Source organism: Ruegeria arenilitoris, assembly GCF_013032445.1.
Classification (GTDB): domain Bacteria; phylum Pseudomonadota; class Alphaproteobacteria; order Rhodobacterales; family Rhodobacteraceae; genus Ruegeria; species Ruegeria arenilitoris_F.
Map to the genome: position 1 here is coordinate 12872 of NZ_WQCA01000011.1, position 15735 is coordinate 28606.

The 15735-nt window shown below is 59.8% G+C and carries 15 protein-coding genes; 6 read left to right on the plus strand and 9 right to left on the minus strand.

Features of this window, described 5'->3' with window-relative positions; translation table 11 throughout:
- The first annotated feature begins 126 nt into the window (after positions 1 to 126).
- The 3 genes from GOW98_RS16970 (at position 127) to GOW98_RS16980 (ending at position 3493) form a co-directional block, all read left to right on the plus strand.
- Positions 127 to 1299, plus strand: coding sequence for an MFS transporter (locus tag GOW98_RS16970; RefSeq protein WP_170334158.1), 1173 nt, complete (start codon positions 127 to 129; stop codon positions 1297 to 1299).
- A gap of 20 nt (positions 1300 to 1319) precedes the next feature.
- A complete protein-coding gene (locus GOW98_RS16975) occupies positions 1320 to 2357 on the plus strand; it encodes a glycosyltransferase family 4 protein (RefSeq protein WP_170334159.1) in 1038 nt (345 codons plus the stop codon).
- Between the two features lie 113 nt (positions 2358 to 2470).
- Entirely contained in the window at positions 2471 to 3493 is a 1023-nt protein-coding gene (locus tag GOW98_RS16980; protein ID WP_170334161.1) for an aspartate-semialdehyde dehydrogenase, read from the plus strand.
- 547 nt (positions 3494 to 4040) lie between these two features.
- Here the strand turns inward: GOW98_RS16980 and GOW98_RS16985 are convergent.
- From GOW98_RS16985 to GOW98_RS17020, 8 genes are all read right to left on the minus strand, one after another.
- On the minus strand, positions 4041 to 5087 hold the full coding sequence (locus GOW98_RS16985) for an ABC transporter ATP-binding protein (RefSeq protein ID WP_170334163.1): 1047 nt from the start codon (positions 5085 to 5087) through the stop codon (positions 4041 to 4043).
- Entirely contained in the window at positions 5087 to 6343 is a 1257-nt protein-coding gene (locus GOW98_RS16990; RefSeq protein WP_170334165.1) for an MGH1-like glycoside hydrolase domain-containing protein, read from the minus strand. Before GOW98_RS16990 ends, GOW98_RS16985 begins: the two co-directional genes overlap by 1 nt.
- Positions 6340 to 7548 (minus strand): carbohydrate ABC transporter permease, encoded by a 1209-nt coding sequence (locus tag GOW98_RS16995; RefSeq protein WP_170334167.1) that lies wholly within the window; start codon positions 7546 to 7548, stop codon positions 6340 to 6342. The genes GOW98_RS16990 and GOW98_RS16995 overlap by 4 nt, the downstream gene beginning before the upstream one ends.
- Positions 7548 to 8780 carry a carbohydrate ABC transporter permease gene (locus tag GOW98_RS17000; protein ID WP_170334169.1) on the minus strand — a complete coding sequence of 411 codons (1233 nt, stop codon included), beginning with the start codon at positions 8778 to 8780 and terminating at the stop codon, positions 7548 to 7550. The genes GOW98_RS16995 and GOW98_RS17000 overlap by 1 nt, the downstream gene beginning before the upstream one ends.
- A 57-nt stretch (positions 8781 to 8837) precedes the next feature.
- On the minus strand, positions 8838 to 10193 hold the full coding sequence (locus GOW98_RS17005; RefSeq protein WP_170334170.1) for an ABC transporter substrate-binding protein: 1356 nt from the start codon (positions 10191 to 10193) through the stop codon (positions 8838 to 8840).
- Entirely contained in the window at positions 10190 to 11347 is a 1158-nt protein-coding gene (locus GOW98_RS17010) for a LacI family DNA-binding transcriptional regulator (RefSeq protein WP_170334494.1), read from the minus strand. The genes GOW98_RS17005 and GOW98_RS17010 overlap by 4 nt, the downstream gene beginning before the upstream one ends.
- 131 nt (positions 11348 to 11478) lie before the next feature.
- On the minus strand, positions 11479 to 12015 hold the full coding sequence (locus tag GOW98_RS17015; protein ID WP_170334172.1) for an SRPBCC family protein: 537 nt from the start codon (positions 12013 to 12015) through the stop codon (positions 11479 to 11481).
- Positions 12016 to 12146: 131 nt separating this feature from the next.
- Entirely contained in the window at positions 12147 to 12620 is a 474-nt protein-coding gene (locus GOW98_RS17020; protein ID WP_170334174.1) for a phosphoribosyl-AMP cyclohydrolase, read from the minus strand.
- Between the two features lie 174 nt (positions 12621 to 12794).
- Between GOW98_RS17020 and GOW98_RS17025 the strand changes: the two genes are divergently transcribed.
- The 3 genes from GOW98_RS17025 to GOW98_RS17035 all read left to right on the plus strand — a co-directional run bounded on the left by GOW98_RS17025 (position 12795) and on the right by GOW98_RS17035 (position 15364).
- Positions 12795 to 13184, plus strand: a complete 390-nt coding sequence (locus tag GOW98_RS17025) for a hypothetical protein (RefSeq protein WP_170334176.1) — start codon at positions 12795 to 12797, stop codon at positions 13182 to 13184.
- Between the two features lie 63 nt (positions 13185 to 13247).
- Entirely contained in the window at positions 13248 to 14630 is a 1383-nt protein-coding gene (locus GOW98_RS17030; RefSeq protein ID WP_170334178.1) for a leucyl aminopeptidase family protein, read from the plus strand.
- Complete coding sequence (locus GOW98_RS17035; RefSeq protein ID WP_170334180.1) at positions 14627 to 15364, plus strand: C40 family peptidase; 738 nt, start codon at positions 14627 to 14629, stop codon at positions 15362 to 15364. Before GOW98_RS17030 ends, GOW98_RS17035 begins: the two co-directional genes overlap by 4 nt.
- On the opposite strand, the gene GOW98_RS17040 is transcribed toward GOW98_RS17035, so the two are convergent.
- Positions 15361 to 15711: a DUF2794 domain-containing protein gene (locus GOW98_RS17040; RefSeq protein ID WP_170334182.1), complete on the minus strand. Its 351-nt coding sequence runs from the start codon at positions 15709 to 15711 to the stop codon at positions 15361 to 15363. The genes GOW98_RS17035 and GOW98_RS17040 overlap by 4 nt on opposite strands.
- Between the last annotated feature and the right edge of the window lie 24 nt (positions 15712 to 15735).

The window sequence follows — 15735 nt, forward strand, 5'->3', positions numbered from 1 at the left end:
TGGGTCTTGGAACAGATAGCCCGAATGTGAACGCTGTCCGGTGAAAACAGTATAGCACACAAGCTTGTGTGGCGCACCGGGACGTGCCAAGCATTTCCGCGCAACCTGGGGAGGAAGGGGCAGTTCATGAAGGCAGGTCTGGTGGTCTTGTGCCTGGGCTATGTGCTCAGCCAGTTTTTTCGCGCCTTTCTGGCGGTGCTGAGCGTTGATCTCGGTCGTGATATCGGCGCCACACCCGAGGATCTGGCCTTTGCTTCGGGGCTTTGGTTTCTGGTCTTTGCGGCGATGCAGCTGCCGGTGGGCTGGGCGCTGGATCAGATCGGACCGCGCCTGACGGCAGCGGCGTTGCTACTGGTCGGCGGCGCGGGCGGTGCCGCGTTGTTCGCCGTGGCCAGCACGCCGTTTCATATCGCGATTGCGATGGGGCTGATCGGGGTCGGGTGCTCTCCGGTGCTGATGGCGTCGTACTACATCTTTGCGCGGGAATACCCGCCTGCGCGGTTTGCGACGCTGGCTGCGGTGATGCTGGGCGTCGGGTCGGTTGGCAATCTGGTGGCCTCTTACCCCACCGCGCTGGCGGTCGAGCTGATGGGCTGGCGCGCGACGATGTGGGTGCTGGCGCTGTTCTCGGGCGCCATTGCGCTGGGCATCTGGATCACCGTGCATGATCCCAAACGGGTTGAGACCGAGCACCGGGGATCGGTACTGGATCTGCTGAAAGAGCCCGCTTTGTGGGCGATCCTGCCGCTGATGCTGGTGGCTTATGCACCCTCGGCCGCGACGCGCGGCCTATGGGCCGGGCCTTACTTGAGCGATATCTTCGCCCTCAGCACCACGCAGATCGGTACGGCGACGCTGATCATGGGGGCCGCGATGATTGCCGGGACCTTTGTCTATGGCCCGCTTGACCGGATGTTGGGTACGCGGAAATGGGTGATCTTCGGTGGCAATGCGCTGGGCACGGCGGCGCTGGTTCTGCTGTGCTTGTGGATCGATAACGCAGTCTGGCTGGCGGTGGTGCTGATGGCTGTGATCGGATTCATGGGGGCCAGCTTTCCGGTCATCATGGCCCATGGCCGCGCCTTTGTGGCGCCACATCTGGTCGGACGTGGCATGACCCTTCTGAATCTCTTCGGCATCGGCGGCGTTGGTATCGCGCAATTCGTCACGGGCCGCATCCATGCGGCCACGGTGGACATCAGCCCAACCGCGCCCTACACAGCGATATTCGGCTTTTTCGCGGTCACGCTTGCCATTGGCTGTGTGATTTACATGTTCAGCCGGGACAATGTGGACTGACATCAAAAGTGGAGAGCGCTGTGCAGGAAATCGAGGTGATCGCGCCAAACCTGAAACACAGCCTGTCAGGTGTCACGACAACGGTCATCCGCCTGCTGCCAATCCAGAAAGAGATGATCGGTATTGTCGCTACGGGGCCTGGCCTGCCTGAGGATTTGCCCCATATCAGACTGATCAAAGTTCCGTTTCTATCCAATCGCCGACTGCGTATCTGGCATGCGCGCCGCAACACCGAAATGCTGATGGGCCTGTTCCTGCGTTACGTCCTGCGCCGGAACCTGAAGTTGCTGTTCACTTCAGCCGCACAACGAGATCATTCCGGGTTCACCAAGTGGCTGATCTCGAAAATGGATGCACTGATCGCCACAACACCACAAGCGGCCTCATTCCTGAAACACCCGTCGACAGTAATCATGCACGGCGTGAACACCGAACTGTTTCACCCTGCTGACGACAAGCAGACACTGCGTGACAAGCTGGGGTTGCCCGGCGGCACGCTGATTGGGTGTTTCGGTCGTATTCGTCCACAGAAGGGTGTTGATTTGTTGGTGGACGCAGCGATTGAAGTGCTGCCCTCCTTTCCGAATGCCAAGATCGTTTTTACCGGCAATGCGACGAAAGAGTTCGAATCCTTCCAGCGTGAGCAGGAAGCCAAGCTTAAACAGGCCGGGTTGGCCGACCGGGTGAAGTTTTTGGGCGAACGCCCATGGGAGGAAATCGTCGAGACCTATCGCGCGCTGGACCTGTTCGTCGCCCCAGCCCGCCACGAAGGCTTTGGCCTGACCCCTCTCGAAGCGATGGCTTCGGGCGTGCCTGCCATCGCCTGCCACGATGTCGGTGCATTCAGCGCGCAGATCAAAGATGGTGAGACCGGTCGTCTGATCGAAAAAGACAACGCCGCAGCTCTGGCCAATGCGCTTGCCCAAATGCTGGAAGACCCGGATCAATTGGCGACTGAGGGGCGAGCGGCCCGAACGCATGTCGAACAGAATTTTCGAATCGAGGGCGAGGCCGAAGCCATCGTAAAAGTCTACAGATCGCTGCTGAACACCGCCTAAGTCGCACCGAACCGTATCAATTCGCCGTTAATCCTGAAAATTGGAACTGAAAACCCTTTTTTCTTTGCTGCAACGCGGCTATGAACGCGCGTCCTTAACTTTGGAGACATGAAATGGGCTATCGCGTCGTTGTCGCCGGCGCCACGGGTAACGTGGGCCGCGAAATGCTGAACATTCTGGCAGAACGCCAGTTCCCAGTCGATGAGCTCGCCGTTCTGGCAAGCCGTCGTTCGCTGGGCACAGAAGTAAGCTTTGGCGACAAGACACTGACAACCCAGGACATCGATACCTTCGATTTCACCGGTTGGGACATGGCGCTATTCGCCATCGGCTCGGACGCAACCAAGGTCTACGCCCCCAAGGCGGCGGCCGCTGGCTGCGTGGTGATCGATAACTCATCGCTCTATCGCTATGACCCGGAGATTCCGCTGATCGTGCCGGAATGTAACCCCGAGGCGATCCACGACTACAAAAACATGAACATCATCGCCAACCCCAACTGCTCGACCGCGCAGATGGTTGTCGCGCTGAAACCGCTGCATGACCGTGCCAAGATCAAGCGCGTTGTCGTGTCGACCTATCAGTCGGTTTCGGGTGCCGGTAAAGAGGGCATGGACGAGCTGTGGGATCAGACCAAAGCGGTCTACAACCCGACCACCGAAGTTGAACCGAAGAAGTTCCAGAAGCAGATCGCCTTCAACGTCATTCCGCAGATCGATGTCTTCATGGAAGACGGCTCGACCAAGGAAGAGTGGAAGATGGTTGTGGAAACCAAGAAGATCGTCGACCCGTCGATCAAGGTCACGGCCACCTGTGTCCGCGTACCGGTTTTCGTCGGCCATTCCGAGGCCGTGAACATCGAGTTCGAGGAATTCCTGGACGAAGACGAAGCCCGCGACATCCTGCGCGAAGCACCGGGCATCATGGTGATCGACAAGCGCGAAGCTGGCGGCTACGTCTCGCCGGTCGAATGCGCGGGCGACTTTGCCACGTTCATCAGCCGTATCCGTCAGGACTCGACCGTTGAGAACGGCATCAACCTGTGGTGCGTCTCGGACAATCTGCGCAAGGGTGCTGCCCTGAACGCGGTCCAAATCGCCGAGCTGCTGGGCCGTGAGGTTCTGAAAAAGGGCTGAGGTTGAAACTCAGGAAATCAAAGAAACCCCGCCGTACCACCGGCGGGGTTTTTTTGTTTCTCCGAAAAGACTTAGATTATGTCCGCATTGGTCACGCGCACAAGCGACCCAAACAAGTTCAGATCAGAAAGACACAGTTCAAGTGAGGTTCCTAGTCCTATTACTGGTCATTCTGATCCTGATTGGGTTTGTCACCACCCTCATTCGGTTTTTCCTGTTCCTAGCCTCTTTTTCGAGCCTGATTTTCGCCTCGAACAGCACCAGCATTGACAGGCCCTCTGAGAGCATTCTGACCGGCGGTTGCGGATCTGTATGGCGGGTATTGCGCTACAAAGGGAATGCAAACGCAAGTCAGGAGCTTTTCAGAAACGCAGTGCTTTTCTTCGGGCCCTTCGCGATGACTATGGTTTTGTCCTACCTCTTGTTCGAGTTGAACGCGAAACACTGAGTCCTTGGGATAACGCAAACATCCCAAGATGGAACTGTGACTGGCATTTGTGGCGAGAGGAACTGACGAGCCGACAGAATTTTTCTGCCGCGCTCAACTTTACAACGCTTGCCCTTCGCCATCAAAAAACTGCAGCTTCTCCGGCGCAAAGTGCAGACCGATCTTTGAACCAGCCTTGATCTCGGTATCGCCACCAAGGCGGACAGTGACTTTCTCCTCGGTTCCGCAATCAACGATGACGAACATATCGGCGCCGAGGTATTCGACCACCTCGACCAGCCCGTCGCTGTGACCTGCGCCGGGTTCGACCACGTTGATATGTTCCGGGCGGATGCCCAACATCGTGGCCGCGCCGGTGCGATCAAACGGGCCGCTGCCGCCGTTTTCAAGGCGGAAGCGATCTCCGGCCACGGTGCAGGGCAGGACGTTCATTTTCGGGCTGCCGATGAACTGCGCCACGAACAGGTTGGCGGGGCGTTCGTACAGCTCTCGGGGCGTGCCAACTTGCGCGATCTTGCCGAATTCCAGCACCACGATGCGGTCGGCAAGCGTCATCGCTTCGACCTGATCGTGGGTCACGTAGATCATTGTGCGGTTGAGGCTCTGGTGTAGCTTGGCGATCTCATACCGCATCTCGACCCGCAGGGCGGCGTCGAGGTTGGACAGCGGCTCATCGAACAAAAACGCAGTCGGGTCACGCACGATCGAGCGGCCGATAGCAACACGCTGACGTTGGCCGCCGGACAGATCCTTTGGGCGGCGCTCCAGATAAGGTTCCAGCTTCAGCACCTCGGCAGCAGTGCCAACGCGTTCGGCGATCTCAGCCTTGGATACACCGGCAACCTTCAACGAGAACCCCATATTCTCGGCCACCGTCAAGTGCGGATAGAGCGCATAAGACTGGAACACCATGGTCAACCCGCGTTTCGATGGTGGGTGGTCGGTGACGTCATTCCCGTTGATCAAAAGTGACCCGCGCGAGATATCCTCGAGCCCGCCGATCATCCGCAACAGCGTGGACTTGCCACAGCCCGAGGGGCCGACGAAGACGACGAACTCACCCTCTTCAATCTGCAGGTCGATGCCTTTGATCACCTGCACTTCGCCGAACCATTTCTCGACGGATTTAAGCTCGATGCTGCCCATCAGTTCCTCCCTGCCCAATGCAGCCAGACGGCGGCTGTCCAAGTAAATGAATTGCCCCCGGCCGGGCTGCCGGTGATCGGGTCGTAATATTCAGCAAAGCCGTGGCCCGCAATCAGACGCGCGGTTTTCAGGCGCAGGGCTTCGGCCTCGACGCCGTGGCCCATTTCCTCAAGACCAAAGCCCGCTAGCATGTTCATGAAGGCCCAGGTCGGCCCGCGCCAATAGCGGCGTTCATCGAACTTGGGCATGTTCGGATCATAGCTGGGGATCGGATGCGGTACGGTGGTCAAAACGATCTTCACACGGTCCAGCATCTGCGGGGATTGAATGCCCGCATACCAGCACAAATAGCTCGCGTTAGAGACACTTTCGGCCCATTCGCCTGTATGCGCATCGCGGGCATCAAAAGCGCCCAGCGACTCGTTCCACAGCGACAACGCACCGTCCTCAAGCAGGGCTACATCGGCACTCAAACCTTCAGCTTCGATCCCTAGTTCCTCGCTGATCACCAGCAAATCGCGGGCGGCGCGCAGGGTGGTGAAGCTCATGGTCGGGTCGGCCACGCGGAACGGGTTGAGGTCCAGCAATTTCTGCTGATCCCATCCGACCTCACGCCCGATCTGCACCAGTTTGATATAGCGGTCATAGTCGTATTTCGTGGGCCGGTCGGCGCTGTTCACATGGCTTGTGTCGCGGCGCTGGTATTCGCCCACGTCCGAGGCATCGATCCCCGCCATCGCGCCATCCCAGTCCGGCGCGTTGTCACGACCGGCCTCCCACGGATGGGTAGTGCAGACGGCACCGTGTTCATCCAGACGCCACGCCATGAACCAGCGGTGCCAGGCCAGCATAGCCGGAAACAGGGTGCGAAGGCGCGCCTCACCCGCCGCGCGGTCCTTGTCCCAGACCCGCCGCGCCATGGTGGCGGCCAGCGGCGGCTGGGTCACACCCGAAGACGCAATCGGCCCGGTACCGCCCCAGACATCCGGCCCGGGAAAGTACCCGGGATCGGGTTTGTGGAACAGGATGTGGGGGACCATTCCGTCGTCCCACTGGCCCGAGAATAGTGTCTCAAGCTCGATCCAGGCGCGGTCGATATCGAACTCGGCAAAACCCAGCGCCGCAACTGCGCTATCCCAGTTCCATTGATAGGGGTAAAGCCCGCTGGTCGGGATCGTATAGCCGCCCCGATCATTCGCGATCAGGATGTTGCGGGCCGATTCACTCGGCGTCGTATAGTAGTTCATTTCAGTCATCCTTTGACCGAGCCTGCTGTCAGGCCTTTGGTCATGAAACGTTCAAGCCCCAGGAACAGGGCCATGATCGGAACGGTGGCTATCACCGCGCCGGCCATAAGGTGTTGGCGGGGTATTTCCGAGGAGTTCAGCATCGTGACGCCTCGGGTCAGGGTAAATTTCGACGGGTCGTCCAGCAGCATGAAGGCCAGAAGGAATTCATTCCACGCGATCATGAAAACATAGAGCGACACCGACGCCAGCGCTGGCAGGCTGAGCGGCAGGGTGATCTTCCAGATCACGGCCAGACGCGACAGGCCGTCCATCAGACCGGCCTCCTCCACCTCAGTCGGCAGGCCGCGGAAGTATCCCTGCAGCATATAGAGCGCGACCGGAATCGTGGTGACCGGGTATATCATCACAATGCCAAGGATCGAGTTGCGCAGACCTGTCAGCGAGAACGCAATATAGATCGGCAGCGCCAGGACGATCATCGGCACCATGTAGATCAGCAGGATCGAGCGTGAAAACGCCTTTTGCCCCTGAAACCGGAACCGTGCCACTGCATAGGCTCCGGGCACGCTGAACAGCAGGGTGATGAACACGGTCAGGCACGAAACGTAAAAGGACGTCCACAGGTAGGTGCCGAAATTGAAATCCCGGAACAGTTCCGTGTAGCTGCGGAACAGCGCCGTGCCCTGGCTCAGGTCGACAGAGAAATCCAGCGGGTTCTGCAGCAAAGCCTGCTGCGATTTCAGGCTGGTCATCACCATCACATAGAAGGGGATGACCACGATGGCGGTAAAGAAGATGTAACCGAAGCCGGTGCAGAAACGGATCACCGCATCTTCGAATTCGTGACGGGTGAGTTCTGCAAATGGCAGCTCCTTGAGGATCGCGGCCATTGAGACATGCATCACCACGGCGACCGCGATCACGGTGATCAGAACCGCCTGCAGCGTGGTGTCCGATCCGATCAGAACCGGGCCAAAACCGGTCAGGCAGGACAGGCCCAGTAAGGCCGCTACACCCAGACGGGCAGGAGCACGCCGCGCGGGAAAGCGGACATAGATCAGCCCGGCCACCGCGCCCCAGATCAAGCTCAGCAGCACCTGCGGGCGAAACGCTGCGCCCGTGGCAAATGACATGGTGACCGCGATGGTGGTGGCGATCACCAACATCCACAGCGCGCCCAAAACGGGGCCGGTGATATACCCTTTGCGCATCACAGGCCCTCCTCTCGGCTGATGAAACGGAAGAAGACAAAGCTGAAGGCGATCAAGCACATCAGGATCACCACGGCCACCGCCGCGCCCGCCCCGATGTTCGAGACTGCAAAGGCCTGTTCATAGACATTCACGGTCAGCGTGCGGGTGCCCGCATTGCCGCCGGTCAGCAGGAAAATGTCGTCGAACTTGTTGAACGTCCAAATGAAGCGTAGCAGAAACAGCACCGACAGGATGCCCAGCAGTTGCGGGATGCTCAGCAGCCAAAACTTCTGGAATGGTGAGGCGCCATCCATATCCGCCGCCTCATACATGCTGCTATCGATGGACTGCATGCGCGCAAGGATGAACAGGAAGGACAGCGGGAAATAGCGCCAGATCTCGAACACGGTGACCATGATCAGGGCCAAGGGGCGTTCGCCGAAGAAATTGATCGGCTCGCTGCTCAGGCCCATTTGCACCAGCAGCGCATTGGCCGAGCCCGAGAACGGATCGAACAGCGTGACCCAGGTAAACGCTACGGCGATCACCGGCGCGACATAGGGGAACAGGTAAAGGCCACGAATGAAGCCTTGCCCCTTGAAGCTTTTGTTCAGCAGCAGCGCGGCAAACAGACCCATGACAAGCGCGCCGATGGTACCGAACACGGTGTAGAACAGGGTCACCCACAGGACGCCCCAGAACTCGGACCCGTCAAACACCCGGGCAAAGTTTTCGAGGCTGAATTCCAGATTGGTCAGAACGCTCGGTCCGCTACCGGTGACGCGCGGTTCCGATCCTTCGACCACGTCCTCGAAGGCATCGGGGTCACCATCAAACGTGACCGGGATGCGGATGCGTTCCCGTTGACCGCCTTCCAAAGTGCCGAAATCGCAGAACAGCTCATGCCCATCCAAAACACAGGGCGCGGCAACTTCTCCGGCGGTTACTCCGTCGGGCAACACATCGCTCAGGGTCACGCCTTCGATGGCGATCTCCTGGCTGGAGTTGCGCAGACGGTATTCGATCCGCAGATCGTCGCCCGATCCGCGCAGGCTTTCGCGGACAACCGGCGCAGGAGGGCGCAGGTCCGACAGGGTAAACGGCTTGAAGCTGATCCAGATGATTGCCAGCAGGGGCAGGATCACAACAAGCGACACGCTGATCACGGTCGGAGCCAGCAGCGCCCAGGCCAGACGCGCCTCGCGTTTGGCGAGCGCCCCGGTTCCGGTCGGTGGGGTGGCCGAAGACATGGGATACCTCGAAGGGTTGTGCGCAGCGGCGCGGACGCCGCTGCTGGTGCTGGTGGATTACTGAACCTTGGCCAGCTCTTCGTTCATGGCCGCAACAGCGGCGGCGGCGTCGATCTCGTCGTCGATATACTGACGCACGATCCGGTTGATGGCCTGAGAGTTGATCATCTTCGAGGCCAGCGACAGCTGCCCCTCAGCCACGCCCCAGCGTTGTGCCACATCCAGACCGCCGACAATCTCGTCGATCATCGCCTGTTCATACAGCTCGCCCAGCGGCGCTTTGCGGTCCACACCAACGGGCAGCTCGGCCCAGGCTTCCGAGAACGCAGTGGGGTTATCGGCGTTGCCGCGACGAACCGGGAACTTACCCTCGGGCGCGATGGCCAGGGTCTGGGTATAGCCCTGATCCATGGCGTATTTCACGAATTCCATCGCCGCATCGGTATCTGCATCGTTGGTGATGCCAAAGTAGCGAACGTCACCCCAGGCCGCGCCATCGGGGTTCGACGGGCCGGACAGTTTGGTGACGATACCGGTCTTACCCGCCAGATCGCGCGAGGTCGGGTCATCGGTAATGGTCGGCGGGGCGCTGTCACGCAGACCGGCGAGTTCGTCCAGAATGAAAGGCGACCAAATGATCATCGCGGCCTTGCCGTCAAAATACAGCTCGCGCGATTGCTTCCAGTACAGCTCACCCGGGGGCGACGCTTTGGAGATCGCCTTGTAGAAATCCAAAACTTCGGTGGTCTTGGCCTCATCCAGCGGCTGGAACCCGTCGGGGCCGACCGGCGAGACGCCATTGGCGAGGAAAACATGCTCCAGAACCTGGCTCATGAAGTTCTCGTCAACCTTGGTGGCCGAAACAAAACCATACATATCGGGCGGGTTATGCAAAGCCTCAAGCGCGGCCTGAATGTCGGCAAAGCTGTCGGGCGCTTCCAATCCTGCTTCGTCAAACAGGTCCTTGCGATAGACGACCATCTGGGTCCAGCCATCCACCGGCACGGATGCGGTTTCGTCATTGAACGCAGCCATGGCCAGCGCTCCGGGGGCAAAGGTGTCGGCACCCAGTTCCTCGATCACTTCGGTGGCGGCTTCGGTGTCCAGAATGCCAGCCTCGGCCCATGGCAGAGCGTATTGCAGCGTGTGATAGACCACGTCCGGCAGGTCTCCGGCGGCAAAGGCCGCAGTTGCGCGGGTGCCCAGATCGCTTTCGGTGACGGGGATCACCTCGACCGTGGTGCCGGTTTCCGCCTTGAACTGGTCTGCCATCTCTTGCTGTTTGGCCAGACGCTCGGGCTGTTCTTCAGTGGTCCAGAACCGGATCGTATCGGCCTGCACGGACAGAGCGGTCAGCGCTAGGGCCAGCGACGATCCAAACATCAGCCTGGCAGCTTTGGGTGTCAGTTTCATTTGTGGTCTCCTCCCGTTTTTTCCTTATTGAATTCAGTGTGTTTGATCGCCAGTTCCGCCGGTGTCAGATGCGGCGGCCCGTCCGATTCCCCTTCGATCAAAGTCGCCTCGGTTAACTCGCGCAGGTCGGCGGGGTCTTCGCCCCGGATCTGGCGGATCAGCAAGGTTGCCAGCCGCTGCCCGGCCATGCGGGAATCGACGGCGAATGTGGTCAGCGCGGGGCGCGCGTAACGGCATTCCGGAATACCGTCATAGCCGATGACCGACACGTCGCGGCCAATCTCAAACCCCAGATCCTGCGCGGCGGCACAAAAGCCCAACGCGGCCAGATCGGTGGCAAAGACAATCGCGGTCGGCGGCTGATCCAACTGCATCAGCGCCATTGCCTGTGCGGCGCCATCTTCGCGCGTGCGGGCGCCTTCGCGGATCAGGTCGGGATCAAGAGGCAGACCCGCCTGATGCAGACCTTCGGTGTACCCATCGCGACGCAGGTGGCTGTAGTTGAACTTGGGATCACTTCCGACGAAGCCGATGCGCGTATGTCCGAACCCGGCCAGCCGCAGCACGGCCTTGCGCATGGCAGTTTCGCCCGCGATGTCGAACCATGAGGTCTCCTCCCACGTGTTTGGCTGCCCGTACCCGGTGCGGCCATACAAGATATGCGGCACCTCAAGATTGCGCAAAAGCCCGACGCGCGCATCCTTGACCATCGTTCGCGGCAGGATGAAACCATCTGCCTTGCGTTCCTCGAACAGGCGGCTGAGCACCGTCAGCGTGTCGCGTTCCGAGGTCGCGGTGGAAATCGTCATCGTCCAGTCCAGGCTGCTGGCGGCCTCACAAGCTCCGGCCAGAAAGTCCTGCAAGAACGGGTTGTGCTGATCCGGCTCTTCGCTGTTCAGCACCATCGCAATGGCGCGCACCTGCCCGGTTCGGATCGCCTGCGCGTGGCTGAGCGGCCGGTAACCCAGTTTGCGCGCGGCGGTTTCGACCCGGGTCCGCGTCACTTCGGAGATATCGGAATAGCCGTTCAAAGCCCGCGACACCGTGCTTTTCGACAAGCCCAGATGCGCCGCCAACTCGTCTAGCTTCACCCGGCCAGAGACCGAGGTGCGATTCGCTGACGCGAAGGATCGATATGAGAGATTCGTAGCCATTTTTTCCATTTGTTTGCTCCGAAACCGGTTTCGGCAACGAAAAAGTTAAAAAAGATGCAAACTGGTCATTTTTTAGCGCCTTTGCTGATTTTTTTATTCTGAGGTCACAACTTAGCGGGGGGCGGACTCCGCTAACTCTGCGTTTCGACCACCGCTTTCAGATTGGACAGGCCGCGTTCATAGTCGCCGCCCACCCATTCATCCATCATCAATCCCATCCAGCGGGCCATCGGATTCAGGCCCAGATCTGTGACGAATCCCCAGGTCACCTGCGTCTGATCACCCTCGGGCACCAGGTCAAACGACGCCGAAGCGGTGCCCATCGATCCGAAATCCAGCGCTGTTCTGACCGTCTGATCGGGGGTGCTTTCAATGATCTCCTGCGATCCGGTCCCGACCTGCGGATTTTCCGAGCTCCAGTTCAGGGTATTGCCTACCCCGGCCTCGGGACCGCTATAGGTTAGCTGTGTTGCAGGATCACGCTCCAGCCAGGGCGACCATTTCTCGGTCTCCTGCATCGAGTTTACATAAGGAAAGATGGTCGCGGGCGGGGCGTCGATGACAATGCTGCGCGACACTTCGGCCCGCCCGGGTAGCAGATAGGAAACCCCGATCAGCAGCAAAACAAGCACAAGCAGAGCCAGAAGAATGCGTTTGATGAATCGCATGAGACGTCCCCGATCCAAACCCGGATGGGGCAACTATAGCAAAAAATCGCGCGGAATCAGAGACCTGATCCCGCGCCCATCGAATATTCGGAACAACCCGTCACCGGATTTCTATTTGCCTCAGCGCGCGGTCACGGCTGATAGGGCAAGGACGAGTGGTGCAACACAATGCGCAGCACCCCTTCGGCATCCTTCTTGTAGCCAAAGCTTTTGTCGACCTGCGTAACGTTGCCATCTTTGTCCGTCAGTATGACCGCACCCATCCACATGCCAACGTCGCCTTCGACAAAGCTGGCAGATGTCACGCTCTCCATCGAACGCCAGCCCTTAATACCGAACCCACCATCCAGCGGGTATTCGGCGTCATGGCCGACAAAATAGGCAAGCGCGCCATGGCGCGTCGGACGAAAGGTCTGGTCCCCCGAGGCCAAGGTCGGCTTGAAAAGAACCGATCCCAGATTATAGCCATAGGCCGCGTCCAGAACACCTTCGGCAACGGGACGCGCCGCGTCTATACCGCCTTCTTCATAGGCTTTCGAAATTGCAATCAGCCCCTGACCCCAGGCTTCGCGCGCAGCGGTCAATTCGTCGGTGGTGATCGGCATGGGTCTGTCCTTTTCGCGGTTTTTTGGCAAATGGTAACAATCGAGTAGCGTTTCAAGCACCGCACTACCCGGAATTCGCCGAAAATTCGAGCCATTATCCAGCGCGAAAGCAAGGTTTTGCAAAGGAATTGGCCGTCAATGTCGGCCCATGCCGTGGGGGCGTAATGAATTGGGGTGAATGTGGTGGATAAGATACTAACGCTTGAACACAAGGAAACCGTCCGGCTGGATCCGGACCAGTTAAGCGGATTGTATCGCCAACTGGGCGACAAGAACGCGCTGGATGTGCTGTGCCGCACAGTCGAGGAACTTGCTGTTCGCCTGTCGAATTGCGAGCGGTTCTGGCGACAGCGCGACTGGGCGGGGCTGCGCAAATGCGCGCGGTCGCTGGTGGCGATCGCGGATCAAGTCGGCATGGTCGCATTGGCGCGGGTTGCCGGGGATGTGGCGCAGACCGTGGACACCGGCGATGCAGTGGCCACTGGGGCCACCCTGTCGCGGCTGATCCGGGTCGGAGAAAAATCGCTGACCGTGATCTGGGATCAGCAGGATCTTTCCGTCTGACGGGGCTTGCGGACGGGCCGTGGGCGGCTAGGCTGGGCGCAAACCCAACCAGCCGAGATTTCCATGACCCTGTCCTTTGCTTCGCCCTCTGAACCCTCGCTGCCGCTGCACGTCATCGCGCAACCCGATCTGGATGACTGGCTGGCAGGCCAGCCGGATCATGTGTCGAACTGGGTACAGGCCAGCGGCTTTACCGGCGCACTTGGGCAAGTCGCCTTAATTCCGGGTTCAGACGGCGATCCAGAGTTTGCCGTGGCGGGCTATGGCAAAGTAGCAGGCCGCGCACGCAAACGGTTTCCGCTGGCCGCCGCCGCCGAAGCACTGCCCAAAGGCACCTATCACATCGCATCTGGCGTGCCTGCGGATGCGCAGGACACTGAATGTCTGGGCTGGCTGCTGACCGGCTATGCGTTTGACCGCTATGCCGCGCAATCCGGGGCCAAGGCCCGTCTGGTTGCTCCTCAAAACGTGGATTCAGCGCGGATCGAGGTTCTGGCCCAAGCCGAGGCCCTGACCCGCGATCTGGTCAACACGCCCACCGCAGATATGGGTCCCGATCAATTGCAAGCTGCCGCCGAGACGTTGGCGCAGGAGTTTGGTGCCTCCTGCGACGTGATCAAGGGGCAAGCCCTGCTGGATCAGAACTTTCCGATGATCCACGCCGTTGGCCGCGCCGCCGCGCAGGAACCGCGCCTGATCGAGATGAACTGGGGCGACTCGGGTCCGAAGCTGACTTTGGTCGGCAAGGGCGTATGTTTCGATACCGGGGGCCTGAACCTGAAGCCCGGAAATTCAATGGCGCTGATGAAGAAAGACATGGGCGGGTCGGCCAATGTGCTGGGTCTGGCGCGAATGATCATGGCGTTGAAGCTGCCGTTGCAACTACGGGTACTGATCCCGGCGGTTGAGAACTCGGTCGCCGGAAACGCCTTCCGCCCCGGCGATATCCTGACCTCACGCAAGGGTCTGACGGTCGAGATCAACAACACCGATGCCGAGGGGCGGCTGGTGCTGGCCGATGCGCTGACGTTGGCGGATGAGGGCAATCCGGACATGGTGATCTCAATGGCCACACTAACCGGCGCGGCACGGGTGGCCGTTGGCGGTGATCTGGCGCCGTTCTACACCGATGACGACAGGGCCGCCAATGCCTTAGCGCGGGTCGCACAACAGGCCGCTGATCCGGTCTGGCGGATGCCGTTCCACGAACCCTATGAAGCGATGATAGAACCGGGCATTGCCGATCTGGACAATGCGCCCTCGGGCGGGTTTGCGGGATCGATCACGGCCGCGCTGTTCCTGCGCCGGTTTGTCGGCGACAGCCGCTACATGCATTTCGACATCTATTCCTGGCAACCCAGCAAAGCACCGGGTCGCAGCAAAGGCGGCCTTGGCCAAGGCCCGCGCGCGCTGCTGACTGCCCTGCCCGAGATTCTGGACCTATGACCCAACAGCGCATCATAAAACCCGTGGTCAATCTGATGCGCCGCCCAGATGGCCTCCGGGACCGGCAGTTGTTGTTCGGGGACACGGTCTCCGTATCGGAAACTCAGGACGGCTGGAGTCGGGTGACCGCGAACAAGGACAGTTACACCGGCTGGGTCGCCTCGGACCAATTGGGAGCAGCGGTTCCCGATACGCATTGGATCACCGCCCCCGCGACCCATGCCTATGCAGAGCCGGATATGAAAAGCCCCGACCGGGTCTCGCTGAGTTTCGGCAGCAAGATTCAGGTCCTGTCGGAACAGGGCCGGTTTCTGGAAACGGAACTAGGCTTTATCCCTGCTGTCCACGCCAAGTTTAACGCCACACACCTGACCGACCCGGTCGCCGTGGCCGAGCTGTTTCTGGGCACACCCTATCTGTGGGGCGGCAACAGCCGGTTCGGGCTGGATTGCTCGGGTCTGGTGCAGGCCGGGCTGTTGGCCTGCGGTATCCCCTGCCCCGGCGACAGCGGCGATCAGGAACGGGAACTGGGTCAGGCCCTGCCTGCAGGCACAGACCCGAAACATGGCGATCTGATGTTCTGGAAAGGCCATGTCGCCTGGGTCTATGACGACAACATGCTACTGCACGCCAATGCCTATCACATGGACGTGACGTTTGAGCCGATGGATCAGGCAATCGCGCGTATTTTGGATCAGGGCGACGGGCCTGTTACATCCCACAAAAGGCTCTAATCAAGGTCGACTGAGCGGATCAGCTTGCGTTCCAACACCCGCAACACAGTGCGCAGATCATGGCCGCGTTTCAGGATGCGACCGTCCATGCCAATCACCGAATACATTCCCTGCTTCTGCCGCAGGCGCGGATGTTTCTCGACCCGGTAGATCGGATGTTCGGCCGTGCGTCGAAAGATGGAAAAAACCGCCATGTCCCGTAGGTTGGAAATACCGTAATCCCGCATTTCTCCGGCGGCGACCATCCGGCCATAGACGGACAGGATATGGGACATCTCGCGCCGGTCGAACGCGACGGGCATCTGTGCCGAGTTAGCAGAAAACCGGCTGGGAGGCTGCATGTTCATATCCTCAGCCTTGCCGGAAAATGC

Coding starts and splice junctions, on each gene's coding strand:
- GOW98_RS16970 (WP_170334158.1), top strand. CDS start 127: ATGAAGGCAGGTCTGGTGGTCTTGTGCCTGGGCTATGTGCTCAGCCAG.
- GOW98_RS16980 (WP_170334161.1), top strand. CDS start 2,471: ATGGGCTATCGCGTCGTTGTCGCCGGCGCCACGGGTAACGTGGGCCGC.
- GOW98_RS16985 (WP_170334163.1), bottom strand. CDS start 5,087: ATGGGCAGCATCGAGCTTAAATCCGTCGAGAAATGGTTCGGCGAAGTG.
- GOW98_RS16990 (WP_170334165.1), bottom strand. CDS start 6,343: ATGACTGAAATGAACTACTATACGACGCCGAGTGAATCGGCCCGCAAC.
- GOW98_RS16995 (WP_170334167.1), bottom strand. CDS start 7,548: ATGCGCAAAGGGTATATCACCGGCCCCGTTTTGGGCGCGCTGTGGATG.
- GOW98_RS17000 (WP_170334169.1), bottom strand. CDS start 8,780: ATGTCTTCGGCCACCCCACCGACCGGAACCGGGGCGCTCGCCAAACGC.
- GOW98_RS17005 (WP_170334170.1), bottom strand. CDS start 10,193: ATGAAACTGACACCCAAAGCTGCCAGGCTGATGTTTGGATCGTCGCTG.
- GOW98_RS17010 (WP_170334494.1), bottom strand. CDS start 11,347: ATGGCTACGAATCTCTCATATCGATCCTTCGCGTCAGCGAATCGCACC.
- GOW98_RS17015 (WP_170334172.1), bottom strand. CDS start 12,015: ATGCGATTCATCAAACGCATTCTTCTGGCTCTGCTTGTGCTTGTTTTG.
- GOW98_RS17020 (WP_170334174.1), bottom strand. CDS start 12,620: ATGCCGATCACCACCGACGAATTGACCGCTGCGCGCGAAGCCTGGGGT.
- GOW98_RS17030 (WP_170334178.1), top strand. CDS start 13,248: ATGACCCTGTCCTTTGCTTCGCCCTCTGAACCCTCGCTGCCGCTGCAC.
- GOW98_RS17035 (WP_170334180.1), top strand. CDS start 14,627: ATGACCCAACAGCGCATCATAAAACCCGTGGTCAATCTGATGCGCCGC.
- GOW98_RS17040 (WP_170334182.1), bottom strand. CDS start 15,711: ATGAACATGCAGCCTCCCAGCCGGTTTTCTGCTAACTCGGCACAGATG.